25 protein-coding genes, 1 tRNA gene and 1 pseudogene are annotated in these 16375 nt (G+C 59.8%); 8 read left to right on the forward strand and 19 right to left on the reverse strand.

What is annotated here, in order from left to right:
• Position 1 precedes the first annotated feature (1 nt).
• Positions 2-1246: a hypothetical protein gene (locus ACT6VE_RS25655; RefSeq protein WP_444801165.1), complete on the forward strand. Its 1245-nt coding sequence runs from the start codon at positions 2-4 to the stop codon at positions 1244-1246.
• Here ACT6VE_RS25655 and lipB read toward each other — a convergent pair.
• Positions 1219-1965, reverse strand: a complete 747-nt coding sequence (gene lipB, locus ACT6VE_RS25660) for a lipoyl(octanoyl) transferase LipB (RefSeq protein WP_444801166.1) — start codon at positions 1963-1965, stop codon at positions 1219-1221. The two genes, ACT6VE_RS25655 and lipB, sit on opposite strands and share 28 nt — an antisense overlap.
• A 197-nt stretch (positions 1966-2162) precedes the next feature.
• On the opposite strand from lipB, the gene ACT6VE_RS25665 reads away from it, so the two are divergent.
• Positions 2163-2247 (forward strand) — tRNA-Leu (locus ACT6VE_RS25665).
• Positions 2248-2334: 87 nt separating this feature from the next.
• On the opposite strand, the gene ACT6VE_RS25670 is transcribed toward ACT6VE_RS25665, so the two are convergent.
• The 17 genes from ACT6VE_RS25670 to ACT6VE_RS25750 all read right to left on the reverse strand — a co-directional run bounded on the left by ACT6VE_RS25670 (position 2335) and on the right by ACT6VE_RS25750 (position 11511).
• The gene (locus tag ACT6VE_RS25670) at positions 2335-3402 is read right to left on the reverse strand and encodes a tyrosine-type recombinase/integrase (protein WP_444801167.1); all 1068 of its coding nucleotides are present in this window, start codon (positions 3400-3402) and stop codon (positions 2335-2337) included.
• A 205-nt stretch (positions 3403-3607) separates the two neighbouring features.
• Positions 3608-3793, reverse strand: a complete 186-nt coding sequence (locus tag ACT6VE_RS25675) for a hypothetical protein (RefSeq protein WP_444801168.1) — start codon at positions 3791-3793, stop codon at positions 3608-3610.
• Between the two features lie 362 nt (positions 3794-4155).
• Positions 4156-4449: a hypothetical protein gene (locus ACT6VE_RS25680; protein WP_444801169.1), complete on the reverse strand. Its 294-nt coding sequence runs from the start codon at positions 4447-4449 to the stop codon at positions 4156-4158.
• The gene (locus tag ACT6VE_RS25685; protein WP_444801170.1) at positions 4449-4766 is read right to left on the reverse strand and encodes a hypothetical protein; all 318 of its coding nucleotides are present in this window, start codon (positions 4764-4766) and stop codon (positions 4449-4451) included. Before ACT6VE_RS25685 ends, ACT6VE_RS25680 begins: the two co-directional genes overlap by 1 nt.
• Positions 4763-6211, reverse strand: a complete 1449-nt coding sequence (locus ACT6VE_RS25690; protein WP_444801171.1) for a DNA cytosine methyltransferase — start codon at positions 6209-6211, stop codon at positions 4763-4765. Before ACT6VE_RS25690 ends, ACT6VE_RS25685 begins: the two co-directional genes overlap by 4 nt.
• On the reverse strand, positions 6208-6402 hold the full coding sequence (locus ACT6VE_RS25695) for a hypothetical protein (protein ID WP_444801172.1): 195 nt from the start codon (positions 6400-6402) through the stop codon (positions 6208-6210). The genes ACT6VE_RS25690 and ACT6VE_RS25695 overlap by 4 nt, the downstream gene beginning before the upstream one ends.
• Positions 6399-7328, reverse strand: coding sequence for a hypothetical protein (locus ACT6VE_RS25700; RefSeq protein WP_444801173.1), 930 nt, complete (start codon positions 7326-7328; stop codon positions 6399-6401). Before ACT6VE_RS25700 ends, ACT6VE_RS25695 begins: the two co-directional genes overlap by 4 nt.
• Positions 7315-7941 carry an HNH endonuclease gene (locus ACT6VE_RS25705; protein ID WP_444801174.1) on the reverse strand — a complete coding sequence of 209 codons (627 nt, stop codon included), beginning with the start codon at positions 7939-7941 and terminating at the stop codon, positions 7315-7317. The genes ACT6VE_RS25700 and ACT6VE_RS25705 overlap by 14 nt, the downstream gene beginning before the upstream one ends.
• Positions 7938-8138, reverse strand: coding sequence for a hypothetical protein (locus tag ACT6VE_RS25710; protein ID WP_444801175.1), 201 nt, complete (start codon positions 8136-8138; stop codon positions 7938-7940). The genes ACT6VE_RS25705 and ACT6VE_RS25710 overlap by 4 nt, the downstream gene beginning before the upstream one ends.
• Positions 8135-8587: a hypothetical protein gene (locus ACT6VE_RS25715; protein ID WP_444801176.1), complete on the reverse strand. Its 453-nt coding sequence runs from the start codon at positions 8585-8587 to the stop codon at positions 8135-8137. Before ACT6VE_RS25715 ends, ACT6VE_RS25710 begins: the two co-directional genes overlap by 4 nt.
• Positions 8584-8961 (reverse strand): HNH endonuclease, encoded by a 378-nt coding sequence (locus tag ACT6VE_RS25720; RefSeq protein WP_444801177.1) that lies wholly within the window; start codon positions 8959-8961, stop codon positions 8584-8586. The genes ACT6VE_RS25715 and ACT6VE_RS25720 overlap by 4 nt, the downstream gene beginning before the upstream one ends.
• The gene (locus ACT6VE_RS25725; protein WP_444801178.1) at positions 8961-9128 is read right to left on the reverse strand and encodes a hypothetical protein; all 168 of its coding nucleotides are present in this window, start codon (positions 9126-9128) and stop codon (positions 8961-8963) included. The genes ACT6VE_RS25720 and ACT6VE_RS25725 overlap by 1 nt, the downstream gene beginning before the upstream one ends.
• Positions 9125-9580, reverse strand: a complete 456-nt coding sequence (locus ACT6VE_RS25730; protein ID WP_444801194.1) for a recombination protein NinB — start codon at positions 9578-9580, stop codon at positions 9125-9127. Before ACT6VE_RS25730 ends, ACT6VE_RS25725 begins: the two co-directional genes overlap by 4 nt.
• A gap of 2 nt (positions 9581-9582) precedes the next feature.
• Positions 9583-10509: a phage recombination protein Bet gene (bet, locus tag ACT6VE_RS25735; protein WP_444801179.1), complete on the reverse strand. Its 927-nt coding sequence runs from the start codon at positions 10507-10509 to the stop codon at positions 9583-9585.
• A gap of 2 nt (positions 10510-10511) precedes the next feature.
• A complete protein-coding gene (locus tag ACT6VE_RS25740; protein ID WP_444801180.1) occupies positions 10512-11030 on the reverse strand; it encodes a siphovirus Gp157 family protein in 519 nt (172 codons plus the stop codon).
• Entirely contained in the window at positions 11027-11275 is a 249-nt protein-coding gene (locus ACT6VE_RS25745; RefSeq protein WP_444801181.1) for a hypothetical protein, read from the reverse strand. Before ACT6VE_RS25745 ends, ACT6VE_RS25740 begins: the two co-directional genes overlap by 4 nt.
• Positions 11272-11511, reverse strand: a complete 240-nt coding sequence (locus ACT6VE_RS25750) for a hypothetical protein (protein ID WP_444801182.1) — start codon at positions 11509-11511, stop codon at positions 11272-11274. Before ACT6VE_RS25750 ends, ACT6VE_RS25745 begins: the two co-directional genes overlap by 4 nt.
• Positions 11512-11939: 428 nt before the next feature.
• On the opposite strand from ACT6VE_RS25750, the gene ACT6VE_RS25755 reads away from it, so the two are divergent.
• Together ACT6VE_RS25755 and ACT6VE_RS25760 are read left to right on the forward strand one after the other, a co-directional pair.
• Positions 11940-12248, forward strand: a complete 309-nt coding sequence (locus ACT6VE_RS25755; protein WP_444801183.1) for a hypothetical protein — start codon at positions 11940-11942, stop codon at positions 12246-12248.
• Between the two features lie 19 nt (positions 12249-12267).
• A complete protein-coding gene (locus ACT6VE_RS25760; RefSeq protein ID WP_444801184.1) occupies positions 12268-13119 on the forward strand; it encodes a hypothetical protein in 852 nt (283 codons plus the stop codon).
• Here ACT6VE_RS25760 and ACT6VE_RS25765 read toward each other — a convergent pair.
• Complete coding sequence (locus ACT6VE_RS25765; protein ID WP_444801185.1) at positions 13116-13811, reverse strand: LexA family protein; 696 nt, start codon at positions 13809-13811, stop codon at positions 13116-13118. The two genes, ACT6VE_RS25760 and ACT6VE_RS25765, sit on opposite strands and share 4 nt — an antisense overlap.
• A gap of 92 nt (positions 13812-13903) precedes the next feature.
• Here ACT6VE_RS25765 and ACT6VE_RS25770 point away from each other — a divergent pair, with 92 nt between their 5' ends.
• The 4 genes and pseudogenes from ACT6VE_RS25770 to ACT6VE_RS25785 all read left to right on the forward strand — a co-directional run bounded on the left by ACT6VE_RS25770 (position 13904) and on the right by ACT6VE_RS25785 (position 15921).
• Positions 13904-14140, forward strand: a complete 237-nt coding sequence (locus ACT6VE_RS25770) for a hypothetical protein (RefSeq protein WP_444801186.1) — start codon at positions 13904-13906, stop codon at positions 14138-14140.
• A 137-nt stretch (positions 14141-14277) separates the two neighbouring features.
• Positions 14278-14415: a hypothetical protein gene (locus ACT6VE_RS25775; RefSeq protein ID WP_444801187.1), complete on the forward strand. Its 138-nt coding sequence runs from the start codon at positions 14278-14280 to the stop codon at positions 14413-14415.
• Between the two features lie 119 nt (positions 14416-14534).
• Positions 14535-14786, forward strand: a pseudogene (locus ACT6VE_RS25780) (DUF2312 domain-containing protein); the annotation flags it as partial.
• Positions 14787-15741: 955 nt separating this feature from the next.
• Entirely contained in the window at positions 15742-15921 is a 180-nt protein-coding gene (locus ACT6VE_RS25785; protein WP_444801188.1) for a hypothetical protein, read from the forward strand.
• Positions 15922-16375: the final 454 nt, after the last annotated feature.

Here is a 16375-nt window from a genome sequence, read left to right on the forward strand (position 1 = left end):
AATGTCGACATCGTTTTCGGTGCTTCTGCTTCTGGCGATCAATCTTGGCCTGATCTGGCTTTTGATCGCCGCGCCGGTCGGGCGCCGCACGCTCCGGCTCACACGCGTTTTCAGCGCGCCTCCGAGCCGCATCGTGGCACTGGTCAGCCCGCTTGGCGCAGAGGCTGATTGGCATCCCTCGATTCTCTCCAGCAATCGGTTGGCCGACAATCGCGTCAGGCAGACCTTTTCCTATCCCGACCGCCGGGGTGAGCCGATCACCCGCACGCTCGCGGTGAGCGAGACAACCGATATCGCAGGCCTCGCCTGTGAGACCCGGGTCGTCGAGGACAGTGCACTCGACGCATCCTTCTGGAAAAACTACGTCGAGCGGCGTTTTTTGCGCCCGGTTTCGGGCGGCACGGCGCTGACCGTCGAGCAGACCGACAAGTATCGCGGCGTCGCCTTTCTCCTCTTCCGCTACATCCAGCTCCGCCGCGAGATGAAGGCGCTCGACCAATGGCTGGCGACGGGAAATGGCGAGGTGCGGGGCGTTCTGGAGCGTCCGTTGATGCAGGTGGGGCTGGCGGTGTTTTCCACCTTGCTGCTCTGGCCGTTCTTCGGGCTAAGCCTGCGCGGCCTGTTGTTGTCCTCCATGCTCACCGTCGTGATCGTCCTGCACGAATTCGGCCATATGGCCGCCTACCGTGCCTTTGGGCACCAGCGCGTGCGCATGATTTTCCTGCCGCTGCTCGGCGGCATCGCCGTTGGCGGAAGACCCTACAATTCCCGTTTCGAGGTGGCGGTCTGCGCCCTCATGGGGGCGGGCATGTCGGCCTTTCTCGTCCCGCCGATCATCGCGCTGCACGATACCTCCAGCCATATGGTCGGTGGTGCGCTTATGGTCTTCCTGCTGATTCTCGGTGCCTTCAACCTGCTGAACCTGCTGCCCATGCATCGCTTCGACGGTGGACAGGTCATGCGCCAGGTCTTCTCGACCCGTACAAGCCTTCTCGTCGCAAGTTTCCTCGTGACGCTGGTCATTCTCTGGGTCGGCTGGCGAATCGGATTGCCGGCTCAGATGTTGATCGCCGGCCTTGCCGTCTTCACCGTGCTCAGCCTTATCGGTGCCGGCGGCGTCAAGCCACGCCGGGCGCTCGATCCGCTGACCGCGCCGCAGCGGCTGCTCGCCGGCTTCGGCCTCTACGCCGCCATCGTGCTGCACGGCTATGCGATCATCTATGCCTGCGACAGGCTTTTCGGCTGACAGTCCGCTTCGGAAATGGTCGGGCCGAACACCTGCTCGAACGAATCGCGGATGCGGACATCCACATCGCTCATCATCACGGGCAGGCCCAGATCGACCAGGCTCGTCACGCCATAGCCGCGGATGCCGCAGGGCACGATGCCGGAAAAATGCTCGAGATCCGGATCGACATTCAGCGAGAAGCCGTGAAAGCTCACCCAGCGGCGCAGGCGGATGCCGATCGCGGCGATTTTGTCCTCGGCGGGCGAGCCGTCCGGCAGCGGCGGGCGTTCAGGACGGCGCACCCAGACGCCAACGCGGTCCTCGCGCCGTTCGCCGCGGACATTCATGGAATCGAGCGTGCCGATCACCACGGCTTCGAGCGCCGCCACGAAGGCGCGCACATCCTGCCGCCGGCGTTTCAGGTCCAGCATGACGTAGACGACGCGCTGGCCGGGGCCATGGTAGGTGTATTCGCCGCCGCGGCCTGTGGAAAACACCGGGAAGCGATCCGGCGCGACGAGATCGGCCGCGTCCGAGCTGGTTCCAGCGGTATAGAGCGGGGGGTGTTCGACGAGCCAGGCGAGTTCGTCGGCCTCGCCGCGGGCAATCGCGGTCGCCTCGTTTTCCATGGTTTCGACGGCTTCGTCATAGGAGACGAGATCGCGTGCGATGCGCCAGCGCACCGGAGGCGAGCCGGGAATCGCGAGGAAGGATGTCGAAATGTCCTGACGCTGCATGGAGGGGCCGTCCTTTTGGTTCCGTTCTGCCAGATATAGGGGCGATCGTGCAAGGATTTCAGGGGTTTCCAGGGCTTTGCGAAGGACCTGTTGAAATTGTTCCGCTTTCCGTCATTTTTCTTGTCACACGGCCTTGTGCGCCCCAAATGCTTTTGCTACATGCACCTCCGTCGGCGCAAGTCGACGCCTACCACGATGCGGTCGTGGCGGAATTGGTAGACGCGCAGCGTTGAGGTCGCTGTGGGGCAACCCGTGGAAGTTCGAGTCTTCTCGACCGCACCAAGAACCCGGCCTAGTGCCGGGTTTTTCTTTTTGTAATCAACTACATAGATTTCTTTGTGGTCCAACGTTTTTGAGCCGTTGGACCAATCATCCCCAAAGCCCCATCTTGCCGACCTTAGCCAGCGCAGTCTTGGCAAGGTTCCAGCGCTCGACACGGCGGGTGTAAACCTCGCTGGTTTTGGCTTCCGAATGGCCCAGAATGGCCATGATGTCGTACTGCGAACTGCCCATCTCAGCCAGCACCTCAGCTAGGCCCTTTCGGACGCCGTGGGCCGACAAATGACCGAGGCCTGCGTCCTGGCACCAACGCTTAAACATGGCCGACATAGCATCTCCGCTGGCGTAGGTGTTCCCCCCGCGCTTGGCCACGTATGTGGTTGCCAGAACCTTCGGAGCGCGTACGGCTGCTTTCAATGGATCAAGCAGGGGAATGCAAACCTCCGTTGAACCCTTCTTCAGGGGAACCCACCGTAGCGCCTCAATGCTGTCGATGACGCATTCATGATCCCGGCCGAGGATTGTAAGGTCTTCGATCCGGCAGCCCGTCCATAGCAGGACAGACATAGCCACATGGGGAGTGGTGCCGGCCTTGTGTTTGGCGAAGAACGCGGTGACATCCGCGGCTTTCCACGGTTTGGCACCGTCTCCCTTCTTGTAAACGGATTTGATGCCGCGCGCCGTGTTCTCCTTGATGTGCTTGCGCTCGATCGCCCAATCAAAGAGGACGGCGACCGCCTCGATAAAGGCGTCGGCTTGAGCGGGAGATGCAGCCATTTTATCCTGCATCTCAATCAGCTTCTCACGCGGCACCTGCATCTTCCGATCAGGATCAACAATGAGCTTTGCCAGCAGGTTTCTCTTTTTCTTGATCGTCTTGGCGCTCGTGGTGCCAGCCTTCGCTCGCTCCTCAAGGTATTCGAGATAGGTATGGACTAGCCAGCCGATCGATTGCGGTAGCGCCTCCTCCGAGGGCCTTTTCTGTGGGTCGGGCTTCACGCCGCGGCGGGCAAGGTTGTATTGCCGGCTGAACTCTTCGGTGCCCGGGATCCCGTCAATCTGGATTCGCTTCGCATGTTGGCCCTTGGGACGAACGCGATAGATGACCGTGCCTGACGGCAGCCTTTGCCGTATCAGGCCTGGATATTCGACCTTCATGGGATCCCTCACCAATCCTTGAGGCCTCCATGGTCGACTGAGGGCGCCGCTTCATCAACGTGGCCGCAATGGATTTCGATTTGCCCACCGGTTACGCACAGCTTATCCACAGGCAGTCCCGCTTCCTGAATTACCTTCAGCGCAATGCGCAGTGCGCGCTCACTGGCTCGCACGCGTCGGGCTGGTTGGACGAGGGCGGGCGCGGTCATTTTCGGACCTCGTCTCTCGCCTTGTTCTTCATCAAGGCGTTGCGGCTCGTGACCATCGAGTACCCATCAGCAAAACGAACGGCGCAGGAATTCATGGTGCCGCGGGCAATCACCTCGCAGGGCTGGCCTTTGCGGTCCTGGCGGTTCCAGCGGTAGATGTAGGGCAAAACAGGCTCACCCATCTCCCGGCTCCTTCGACAGAGCGGAGCGGGCGTCGGCAAGCTTGGCGGTGCAGGAGCCAGTTGCTGCGATGGCGGCGTGCTCCCTCGACCTCGGCGATGGGGACCTCAGCCCGCCAACTTGCCTCTCCCCAGAAAAGCAATTACTGCCAGCCGATGACCGAAGATTTTGACGACGCAGCAGTTCTAGAACTTTTGAGAAGCGTGGCTGAGTCTCGCCGGAGAACAGCACTTGCGATGCTGAATGCGTACGCGGCTGACGCGCTCCCGAAGAAAGCAACACCAGATGACATCGCTCTCTGGGAGGCCGAACTTGCGGACGCAGAGCTAGAAATTCGGCGCCTGAGTAATTAGCCAGCTGATTTTTAGCCATTCCGCACCCTCGGTGCTGTTGGGGTGACGGCGCAGTCGATGATGCCTTCGCCGCCACAATCGGGGCACTCGGCCACAGCTTCATCGCCCTTGTCGCTGGGATGAGGGTGGCGATAGCGGTCCCAATCGGTAACGATCTCGCCGTTGCCTTGGCAACGTTCACAGGTCTCCGGCGCCGGATCCGCATTCACGCCGAGGTCTGCTGCGGTTACATCGGGATCGATCTCCATTTGACCGGTAACGACTGGCGGCAGCGCGGAGCCCTTCGCTTCTGTGGTGATCGACATCAGGCAGCCTCCCCAAACTGCTCGACGTATTCGCGCGCGAGATCCTGCGCGGCGGCATATGTCCATGTGTAGCCGGTGGAGCCGATAGGCACGCCGACATAGTCGGTCAGCCAGTAGGCAGCGGTTCGGATATCGAGATCGGGCCAGTATTGCTTGAGGGCAATGGCACATGCCCATCGGAAGCCGATAGGCGAAAGAGGCTTGTTTGGCTCGGCTGTAACGGCCTTGACGATGCTTTCTGCCACCACCTTTCCCAAGAGATCGGGCAGGGTGAGAGCCGGCGCGCGGCGGCGGAAAAATCGGGAAAGGAACTTCATTCGACCGATCCCTTCGATTTGCTGGCGGGGGCATCGAGCGCACCGCTCTGGATAAGCTTTTCCATGATGTCGATCCTCTGGCCGAGCCAGCACATGACGTTCACGGCCATGCTGTTGCCGAGGGCCTTGTAACGAGGGCCGTCGGCGGCTGGTTTTCCGTTGAAGGGAACGCTGGTGAAGTCGTCGGGGAAGCCCTGAAGGCGTTCGCATTCGCGTGGTGTCAGGCGTCGGACGGCCCAGGCCTGCTGGATGAAGTCGCCACCTTGGTTACCGCCGACCGGGCCACCCGCCATGAGTGGCTGCGCGACATCGACCTGACGGGCCTTGTAATCCTTGCTGCTGTTCTGGGGCATGATCGACCAGGCGATGTTCATCTCTTGTCGGCGGCCGCCCCCGGCCGGAGCATTGAGGCTATAAGCCAAGTCTTCTTGCCACTCGACGCTGCGGCCTCCGTCTCTGCCGCGTTCCTGGAACGCTACAGCAGGAGGATGGGCGCCGGCCGCAAGCGGGTGACAAGGATCGCCGGGGAGCGGGCTTGAATAGTTGGCGGCGCTGGTGATCTGCGTCGTGTCAAATGGCACGACTTCGGCCACGAGCATGGTCCCGGCCGTCTCGGCGCTTGTGCCTGGCTGACGATCGCCCCCTGTCGCATTGCCGCCACTCGGTAACGTCGCCGCAACTTCGGCAACGATTTGGCCGGCAGCAGCCTCGTCGGCTCCTATACGCCAGCCGCCACCTGGTGAAGTGCCTGCGAGAGCACCGATGGCAATTCCCGACCTCGGCTCTCGGCGCGGCGGAGAATCCCAGCGCATGCCGTCGGGCTCAAGTAGTACCGCGGCGGCACGTCGCCAGTCTCCAAGATATCCGACAACGAAGACACGGCGCCGTCGCTGGGGGACGGCACGAGCGTATTCGTCCACTCGGACATATTGAGTGTCAAGAACTCGGTAGGCGAACCCATACCCGCATTCTTGAACGAAGCTGAGGAACGTGGCGAAGTCGGCGCTTTCGAGCCCTTCGGCCTCTTCACCTTCTTCGGCCGGCTCATCGCTGCTGCTAGAGGAAAGGACGCCGGGGACGTTTTCCCAGAGGATCCAGCGGGCGCCAAGACGGCGAGCCAGTGCGAGATATTCGAGGGCGAGGTTGCCGCGCGGATCATCCAGTCCGAGACGCTTTCCTGCGACCGAGAAGGACTGGCAGGGTGTTCCTCCGACAAGAAGGTCAACAGGTCCGGCGTCGGCGCCAATTTGCGTGAAGTCGCCATAGTTCGGCACCCCGTTCGTTGCGAGCGGTTCGCCTGGCATGTTCGAGCCATACCAGTGGGCAAGCACCGCAGAAGGAAACTTTTCGATTTCAGCGAAGAATGCAGGGCTCCAGCCCAGAGCGTGGAATGCCCTGGTTGCTGCCTCGATGCCCGAGCAGACGGAGCCGTAGCGGATCGTCATTCGCCGCCCCCGTTTCCAGATGATTTGATGGTGGCGTATTCGGCCAATTGACGCTCGACCTCGCGCAGCTTCCAGTCAGCGTTATCGCGTTCCATGCGAAGTTCGGCGACGCGCTTGATGCGGCGGGCCACGATGGCGCGTAGGCGCCGGGCCTGCTTCCGAAGATCGGCCTCGTTCGAGTTGGCGATCATGGCTGATCTCCCGATCCGTTCGTGCTGGTGGCGGAGCCGTGCGCCATACCGTCCTCGGCATGTACGAGGGAGGGGGAGGAAAGAGCTAGCGCCTCGTCGATCAGCTTTTTTGCGCGCTCCTCGACAATCCGAGGATCTCTGTCGTCGAAAGAGTCCATCACGACGTTGCCGGTCGAACATCTCAGGATGCCGATCCATTCGCTCGCGGCATTCAAGGCCTCAACCAGTTTACTGACCACTACCACACCGGCAGGTGCGGGGGCGATGGCAGAGCGGACAGGGGAGGCATAAACAGGTGTTTCGAGGATTTCGAATTCGCTGCGATCGTCATCAGAAATTCCCTGACGCTTCTTGAGGAAGCGAAACTCTCGCTGGCGACCACCATGCGAAGGATAGCGAACCGTATGTTCGTAAACATAGCCAAAAGGCTCCTCCATTCTCTGCCGCGTCTGTTCAGCCGTTACGGCCGCCGGTTGCTCCTCTACGAGGGCAGAGAGGGCGGCGCGGGTTTCCTCAAGGTCGGTGATGCGGGCCGTGGCGGCCTCTACTTCGCGTCGAAGACGGCACACCTCCGGCAGGTGCGAATGCGTGTCGTCAATCTCAATGCCCTTGGCCGCCGACGCTTTCACGGCGCAAGGTCCGCACCGGACGCGGTCGCTTTCGTAGAAGCAATCATCAGGGTGTGGGCAGACCCCTTGGATATCCTGTTTCCTGAGCAAACGAGACGCGTCAGACAGCGTGAACGCTACCTGTTCCTCTGCCCCCTGTTGCGACTGTTCAGCAAGCGCAGCGGTGAGGGCGGCGCGAATAACGATGCGATACTCCTCTCTATCCTTGCCAATATCCCAAGACCTGCTCCCCCACGGGGTGTAGCCCTCAAGAGAGGCGGCGCACGCGGCCTCAATCATCTCGTCAGTTACCTGCATCGGACTCTCCCTTGGTGAGAGAGCGGGCAAAGTTGAGGATGGCGAAATCGCCATGCATCTCGCGAGCCGCAGCGTCATATGCAAGTGCGGCTAATTCCTCGTATTTGAAGTAGCCGAGGCTCCTTTTCCCACCTTCGCCGTCTGAAATTCTTGCGACCCAAGCTTTGTCACGCTTATCCCAGCAAACGCCTCGGTATTGAGAGGACGCCCCAGGTGACTTAAAACAATTTCGGCTGTTCTCCGCATGGGTGCAGGAGCGAAGATTTGAAATCCGGTTATCTGATCTCACGTTGTTGATGTGGTCTATAAAATCCGGATCCTCGCCATTGACCATTTTCCAAATGATCCGATGGGCGAGGTATGATTTACCATCAATCTTCCCTTGCCGGTATCCATAGCGATCAGTTCTCCTAAATGCTTCCTTCCCGGCAAAAAGGGTATTCCATCCATTAACGCTGCCGACCTGCAGCGATGTCCTAACCTTCCACAAAATAGTCCCTTGAGCTTCGTCGTATGAAAGGATCGAAAGAAGGTACTCTTGATCAGGGAGCGGCTTCGCCGTCAGGACTTTCTTCTCCCGCTCGATAGCGGCTATGGGGGCGGAGGAGGTCATGCTTCACCGTCTTTCAGAAGCTTGGTGGATTTTGCGTAGGACAAGGCGGCTCCCTCGGCGCTTATCTCAACCAGACGCTCGAGCGAATATCCCGTATCTTTCGAGGCGTGTTGCAGACACTTGACCGCGTCGGCGCTGATGAGCGCGTGAACCGACGCCTGACCTTTCAGAGGCCCGTCTTTGTAGATCTCGGTCATGCATCACCTTTGGACTGGAGGGAGCGGAGGGTGGCGAGTAGAAGGGCCATCGCGGGTGTCGCGGCGTCTTCAAACGTTCGGCTGCTCAGGTTGGAGATTGCAGCCCAATGAGGGTGCTTACCGACCGGCTCCCCGAACTCAGGGTTAAGGCAAGCCATGATGTGGTGGGTCTTCGACTCCACAGACCATCCCCACCCAGGCAGAACCCGCTCCGCCAGAGATACGGCGGCGTCGATGGAGGAGGTATAGGATGGGATGATCCCGCCACGGAAACAGGTATTGCGTTCGATGTCGTGATACTCCCAGAGTGGTTTTTCGTCCGGGTGATCGGCCAGCAGGTTCTTACGGGAAGCTCCCGGGATCGCAGCGAGCCAGATTTCCTCATCCAGCTCGCGATCCGGTGCTTCCGCCTTCTCCAGCCGTTCAATGAGTGAGGTAAGGTCGGTCATCGAAGAATTTCCCCGGTTCGCTTGTTGTAGACAGTGCCGTCCATCCTCCGGCTGAGGTCGCCCCACGAGGACTTTTTCTTGATGCCGAGGTGTTTCTTGCGGACCTTGGCAATCTTCGACTTGACCTTCATCTCGGCCGCGGTCTTGCGGCGATGGTGTTCACGTAGGGCCGGGAAGAGGTTTGTTTCCCGGTGCTCGCCGCCGAGAATGAGCGCCAGCTTATGGTCAAGGTCCCACTGGTCGCGGACGGGGTCGATCGGCCGGCCGGACAGATGGCAGATGCCTTTCTCCCGGTCGAAGACGCGCAAGCGCACTCTTTCCGGAACCTTGGTGTCGTCGGTCTTGCCGATCCACTCATCAACGGTGCGGGCCATCACTTCACCGCCTTCCGCAAAAGGCCGAGCAGCAGGCTCAGTAGGCCAATTCGCTTTCGCGGTATCTCAGCCCGAAGCTGTTCCGTCTTCTGATCGCGCAATGCGATCCAGGCGAGCGTTGAAGGACGAGCGTTCGGGTACTTTCGGAGGTGATCGAGGGTGCTCATGCCACTCTCCTGTCGTTCGCAGCCTCATGGAAGCCGCCGCGGATGGTCTCAGTGAGGTGGACGCCGTTCGTGTCGCAGAAGGCGATGGCGTAGGTGATGAGGCTCGCAGCGCGCTTCACCGACATTCGGGCGGTGCTCTCGCGGATGTTGACGAACTCACCTTCAAGACCGGGAACAATCTCCGGCTTCTGGGCGTCTGGAGCGTCCTTAGTGGCAACCGTGTGAGCCGACACGAGGAGAACTTTCCACTCGTCTGCCTTCCTGCGCTTTCCGGCCCATGTCATATGCGAGCGGGCAAGATCGGTGCAGATTGCGTGGAACTTGGCGTTCTGATCGAGGCTGCGTGTGGCTGGGCCAACGGTAATGGCGCTGCCGGCGGCGGCCTTGATCACGGCGTCCACCGCGTTCCGGCGGACGTTTTCGTTGATGAGGATGAAGCGCTGCTTTTCCATCATCAGCCCGCCATAGCCACATGGTTACCGGCAATCTTGGCTTCCAAGGCCTTCTTGACCTCGAGCGCATCGCCGGGATTGCGAGCCCAGAACTCGCGCAGCGGTTCCCGATTGGCATCACGCCATTTCGAAACCTTATCGGCCGGCTCGTTCTTGATGAATTCCATCGCCCGATCAGCCAACTGGCCGACCGGCACGTTTTCCAGCGTCCAGTTGTCGCCCCAGGTGACGGTGATCGCATCTTTGGCGCCGACGGCCTTGAGACGGGTTTCCTCGCGCTCGTGATCGACGATTTCGGAGGCGGAAAGGTCCAGAACCTTTGCGCGGTCCATCTCGGCTTCATCGTAGAGGCCGGTGAACTGCTCCGGCCACCCGGCGCGCAGGGCCTGCATCTCAGCGCATTTGGCGATCATGAGGCGCGGCATACGGCACCAATTGCCGGAGCTATCCAGAACCTTCTTGCCGGTCGGCTTCCGCTTGCCGGCGTCCTGATCGTAGACCCACTCCTCAGAGACGGGGGCGAACTCATCCCAGAACGCTTGGCCGGCCACCTCGTACCAGTCACCGGACTTCTGGTCCTGTTTCCAGAGATAGACCGTCGCCGAAACGATGCCTTGCGGGTTCAAGGCGGAAATCAGCTCCTTGTCGCGCTCGTACTCCGGCGGCTTGCTGGCCGGCCGGTAGTCGCCGCAGCGCTGAGCGATGACGCGCTGGCCGTCGCGGCTGATGATGATGGTGAGCTTCCGCTTGGCGGCGTTGTCCTTGGAGAAGACCATGGGAATGATCTGGCCGAGGAACGGATCGAGACCTTTGGCGCGTGCGACTTCGCAGAAGAGATTGAACTCATCCGTGTTGCAGTCCCGGGCGACGGTATCCTTCACCAGCGCGATCTGGCGCGGGGACATGTCGAATTTCGTGATGGCGTTCATATTCACTTCCTCCGCAGGGAAAGGCTGTACGAGCCGTTGTCGAGGCCAGCGCCTGGAACCGGTGTCTTGTCGTTGAGGGCCTTGAGGATGGCCTTCTTGTCGAGTTTCGGGGCAGGGCGCTCCTGCTCGATCCAGAAGCCGGCCGGAATGTCGGCCTCGTTGGTGATGATGAGGCCGGCGGCGCGCTTGGTGATCGTCACCGTGCCTGTCGGGAGCCGGAACGAGGTCTGTTCCGTCGCCAGCATGGCCTGCTCGATCGTCGCCCGAATGCGTTCGACGCGCTTTTCGGAAGCAAGCCGGCGGGCGGCGAACTCGCCTTCCTTGGCCTTGAGGCCGATCTGGATGACCTCCTCTTCGTCGATGGCGTCCAGAGCCTCGCCAATTGCTTCAACGAGGCCGGTCTCACCTTCGATGGTGTCTGCCACCAGTTCGGCGTCGTCGGCATCGCCGCTGGCACGCAGGCTGGCCAGAAGGCGCTTGGCGTATTCGGTGTTGCGGGCAATAGAGTGCTCAGCGTTCATTCCGCAGCCTCCAGACGAGCCGCATCTCGAAGAGCACGCCACTCGCGCAAGTCTCTGCGTCTTTCGCTGCTTTCGTATACCTGCTGGTCGACGTAGAAACCGTCGCCGAAGCCAGCGGCCCGAAGGGTCTGGAGTGCATCGCAGATGGCCTTGTTGTAGGCCCGGTCCTCGGCGCACTCGCTGGCGCCACCCAAAGCCTCGACTTCCCGGTAGAGTTCGTGGAGCTTCACGCGGCGCGGGATCATGCTGCTGCCCTCTCGGTGATCTGCTCAGGGGTGAAATCGGGGAACTTGGAAACGGTCTGAAACCGCTCGACGGAAAGACCGACAGTGGAGCCGACCAGTTCGAAGGCGCATTCCATCGCCTCTTCCTCGTCGCGGAAATCAGCCAGCCAGCCGTTGTCGTCGTAGGCGAACTCGCCGTGCACGGTCATGATGCGACCGACTTCGTCTTCAATGCGAAAGCGAGTGACCATTCCCATGACGTCATCCCTCTTCGGTACTGCGAGGCCGTTGGCGCCGCGTTTCGATGAGGATGAATGTATGCTAATCGTACATTTATGTAAAGAGGTTATGTATGTTAAACGTACATCTTGTTCCGCATGCGGAATTGTCGCCGCACGGAGAGATTCGACTCGACTCCTGCGCTCCGTTCTGGCTCCATAAGAACGAAAGGAGAACAAAATGGGCTTAGCGGCTTTGGAAGAGACGGCGCCGTTCACGCTTCATCTAAGGTGCGATAACTGCATGAGGGAGAGCACGAGAGACATTCGCTTGCCGGTGGGCGAGGACATTCCTCGCGACACTGACGAGCTAATCGAAAGCGCCTTTCTAGGCGATCTGAAGTTCAACTGCCGACCATGTGGGAGCGTCATCGCGCAGCTCGTCGGCATCGAAGGAGGATACGACTATGGCTGTTGAGAAAGACGTTCTGGAGTTCATCATCATCCCCCCGTACGCCCGCCGGTCGAAGGTCTTCGCATCGAAGGAACGGATGGAGGCCTATTTGGGCAATCGGTTCCCCGGCTATAGCTTCAAAGTCGCTCGGCTCGGACCTGTTGGCGACGATGACGATTTTTGCATCCTGCCGGTGATGAACTTCCTCGGCGACGATGGGCATTCTTACATGTGCAATGAACCCAAGTCGTGGTTTTTGGCCGACATTGCATCTGCTTGCCGAGAGTTTGACCGTTCTGGGTTGCGCAGCTGTGCTGCATAAACGCGTTAGGTGAGTGTAAATGATCAGCCGCTACCATCAGCTCATGATAGAGAGCCCTGTTCATCTAACCTATACGCTTGACACCCAAGAGCCCGTTGAGCTCGGTGATTTTGTTGCTCAGTTTGTTGCCATCGGCAACGAATTTGAACGGTTTGTCAAAGAAGAGCACCACGACTTGGCGTCTGACGCAACGTTCTTTGTCAAGGAGGTTCGACAAGGCTCGACCATTGTCGACATGATCCCGAGTATGGCAGTTGCCGCGCCTTTCCTTGCGTCGGCTGACCACATTATGATTGTAGAGGACTTCGTTCGGAGGTGGGGGTGGCGGATCGCATCCCTGATGATCAAGGATTCTCCGACAATAATTCCGGAAAGCAAGTCAGAACTGAAAGACTTCTCAAAAGCGGTAGCCGCCATCGCCCGCGATCCAAATGCGAGCTCGACGCTCGAGGCGGTTACGTTCGAGGATGGAGTCCGGAAAGTAAGAGCGAGCTTCACCTTCAATACTCAGCAAGCGAGGGCGGCTGAGAGGGTCATCGAACATAGACTTCACGAGATTGACCAGCCCTCCCACGATGTTCGCGAGCGTGTGCTGATGGTTTTCACTAGAAGCGACGTGCATACTGCAGCAGTTGGGCGCCCCTCTGGTGAGAAGGTATTGATTGAAGAGATTTCTGATAAGCCGCTTAGCCTGACTTACGGTTCGGACATGGCAGAACAGAAGCTCAAACACGAAATCCGCGAAGCTGATGACAACGTCTACAAGAAGGGGTTCATTGTGGACGTGCAGACGAAAGTTAGCCGCGGCCGACCCGTCGCCTACGCCGTCACACACGTCCACGACGTAATTGACATCGAATACGGGTCTTAGAACCCCGGCATCTCATTCATCACCCGCCGGACCAGCGCAATCACTTGCACTGTCACGCCGTCGTCGGCTTCGTGGTCTTGTCGAATGATGATGGGCTTGTGCTTCGAATTGGTGGATCGCGGGTGGAACTCGCTGCGATCTGGATACAATTCGAGTTGCTTCACTGACCACTCGCGGAAATGCCCGCCTTCTCGTTCTCGTTGAACGACGACTACCATTCCAGACTTGAGTTCGACCAGGTGCTCTACGTCTTCGTAGGAGATCGTCACCAGCCTGTCGCCCGGCAGGATTGGGCGGGGCTTCAGGTCGTTCATGCTGTCCCCAGAGCAGTCGAATAGCAACTGCCTGGCGTTAGGAAAAAGCTCGTCGCGTGGGATAGCTACCCGCTGCCGATCCGACTGATCGAATTCATCGACCTCGCGGAACGCGCCCGCCTCGACAAGTCCCGCGACAACTCCCTCGGTCAAGCCGCCGGAACTCGGCACAACGTCACCAGACGGCAGGTTTGCTTCCAGATACTCGGCAATGCGCGGAAGCTCGTCGACCTTGAGTTTGCGGTTTCCTTTGAGCAATTGCGTGATCTGGGGATGTGCGATGCCAAGGTGCGAGGCCAGCCCGCTTTGCGTCTTGCCGGTCTTCTTAAGGTTCTCCCGGATCCAATCCAGGTACTGTTTTGTCATTTCGTCGCGCATGTTCGATTTTCGCACGCTGCGCAAACGAATGCAGTTAGGATTATCATACAATCCCTCTTGTGAATGATGTATGAATATCGTACATTGCCAACATGAGATGCGAACCCGCCAACACGATTATCAAGAAGTTCAAGGGCTTGAAGTCCTTGGCCGACGTTACCGACGTGAAAGTCCATACGGTGATGCGGTGGCGCATGCCGAAGGACAAGGGAGGGACTGGCGGCGTGGTGCCACACTGGCATGTACCGGCAATCCTTGAGGCAGCGAAAGCGCGCGGTCTCGACATCCGCCCGTCCGACTTCGCACCTGTGATGGAAGGTGCTGCATGAGCGCCGATATCGTTGCCGCCGATCAGCACAAGGCCATCGTCCAGCGCGTCGAGCGTCTCGAATCCGAGATTACCGACCTGAACGCGGAGGGCTGAGGCATGCGAGATTTCGATAACCCCACTGAATTCGCAGCTCGGATGAGCAACCACGACGCCGATGTCCGCAGCCTCGTGGGTCGCCTTGTCGCGATAGAAGAGCGCATGGACGAGCAGAACCGGTTGAAGAGCCTCGTCTTTGCCGAGGCGCGCGTGCGAACATCGATATCGCGGCATTGAAGGCGGTCGTCCGCATCAATCGCTCGCTCTCGTACAGCAACTCCTCCGATCTCGAAGGGCTCACCGGTCAGGTGAAGCGCTACCTCGACCTCGTCAACACAAAAGGTGGAGCATAACCCATGTCCGACGCACACGGCGTAGCCCGCGACCAGCTCCGTTCCTTCATCGAGCGTATCGAACGCTTGGAGGACGAGAAGAAGACCATTGCCGACGATATCAAGGATATCTACGGCGAGGCGAAGGGTACGGGCTTCGATACAAAAATCCTGCGCAAGGTCATCCAGATCCGCAAGCAGGACCGTGATGAGCGGGCTGAGCAGGAGGCTATCCTGGATAGCTACCTTGCCGCGCTTGGCATGCTGATCCAGCCGGATTTCGTTGAGGACGAACCACGCCAGTCCGCGCAAGCAGAGAGCCGTTCGGCAGCGCCGCTGCGCTCCGACGCCGACCTTTCCATCGTATCCAAGCATACCGAGATCACCACTTCGGGCGGATCCTCCTCCGCTCCTTCCTCGCTGACGACGCGCGAGGCCGAAGCAAGCGTCGTACCCCATTCGCCGGAAACGGCAACCGAAGTCCAAAGTGCATCGACGGACGCTCCTGAGACGCCGGGAAAGCAGTGCACAAGCGTCGTGTCGAAAGACGAGGCCGGTCAGAACCTCACCGGCAACCATTCGTCCGATCAACCTCTCACAGGAGGCGATCATGAAGTAACCGCCATCGCGGAGCGCGACCGGGATATCCCGACCTCTAACACAGGGGAGGGCACCGCCCTTTCTGCTCTCCCCGCAAGCTCCGGCGTCACTTTGGAATACGTGCCGCCATCCGGTGTGAAGCGCCTGCCGTTCGCAAGCTGCTTCCCGGAATTGTCCAAGGCGGACTACGAGCGGCTTGAGAAGGATATTGCGGCTAACCGCGTCCAGACCCCGATCATCCGCCAGGGCGACGTGATCGTAGATGGCTGGGCTCGCTACACAATCAGCCGCACCTACGGGCTGAGCTATCCCGTCCAAGAATACAGCGGGGCTGACGTGCTCCTTGACGTGATCGAGTGGCAGCGCGCGTCCCGGAAGTTCACGCCGGCACAGGAAAAGAAGATCGCCGCCGATCTGGCGAAGGAATTCCCGCACCGTGCCGACGAGATCATGACTGCCTTCGGATTGGTCGAAGCTTTGGAGGCTGCGGAATGAAAAAGCGCGGCCCGGAGACCGAGCACGAAGACGCAAAAGCTGCGGCGATAGATTCCAGCGCGCAGTCCGCCATCGAGGCGGTGAGGGGCTCTGTCCCGATCGCCCGTTCCAATCAACCCGGCCCGAGGAGCAGAGCATGACCATTATCGTCGCGCTTTCCATAGCCTGCGTCGCCTTCATTGTCGGCTTCTGCCTTGGCCTCATGGGCATCGCCATCGCCGGCAGTCTCTTCAGGAAGGCCGCGGAACATGATTCCTGCGCCCTTGAAGGCGACCAAACCTCTCAATTCGGTCAGCGCTCCTCCCCCTCCCGCTGACCGTCGAGCGGGCAGTTTCCTCCTCCCGGCTGCCCGCTCACCCTTATTCTCGGAAAGCCGCCTTGCAGCCTCAGAACAACGGCGTGAGCAGCCAGACCGAGCGGAACGAATGACGAGGACGCCGAAGCCGAGGATACCCCGGCGCCCTCTTGATCCCGGGAGGTTCGTGCGGCGGACCCCGGGAATGGAATTAGACGGTTCGACCCAGGCGGGCCGGGCGAGATGGCTTCACACGAGCCTGCAAGCTCATCGGAGCCATCTCGTTTCTTCTCAGTAATGACCCTGTCCATGACAAGTTCTCCATCAACACGAGAACAATGGCACAGGATACGGACAGGATGGCGTCGAACGACCGCAAGGATTTGTCGAAGAGCGACAAGGAAGGTTCAAGCAGGAAACGGGGCATGAGTGACATTTGCGCAGCCCAAAATCTACTCAGGGACGCTTTCCCGGT

It is taken from the genome of Shinella sp. (assembly GCF_052438155.1).
GTDB lineage: Bacteria > Pseudomonadota > Alphaproteobacteria > Rhizobiales > Rhizobiaceae > Shinella.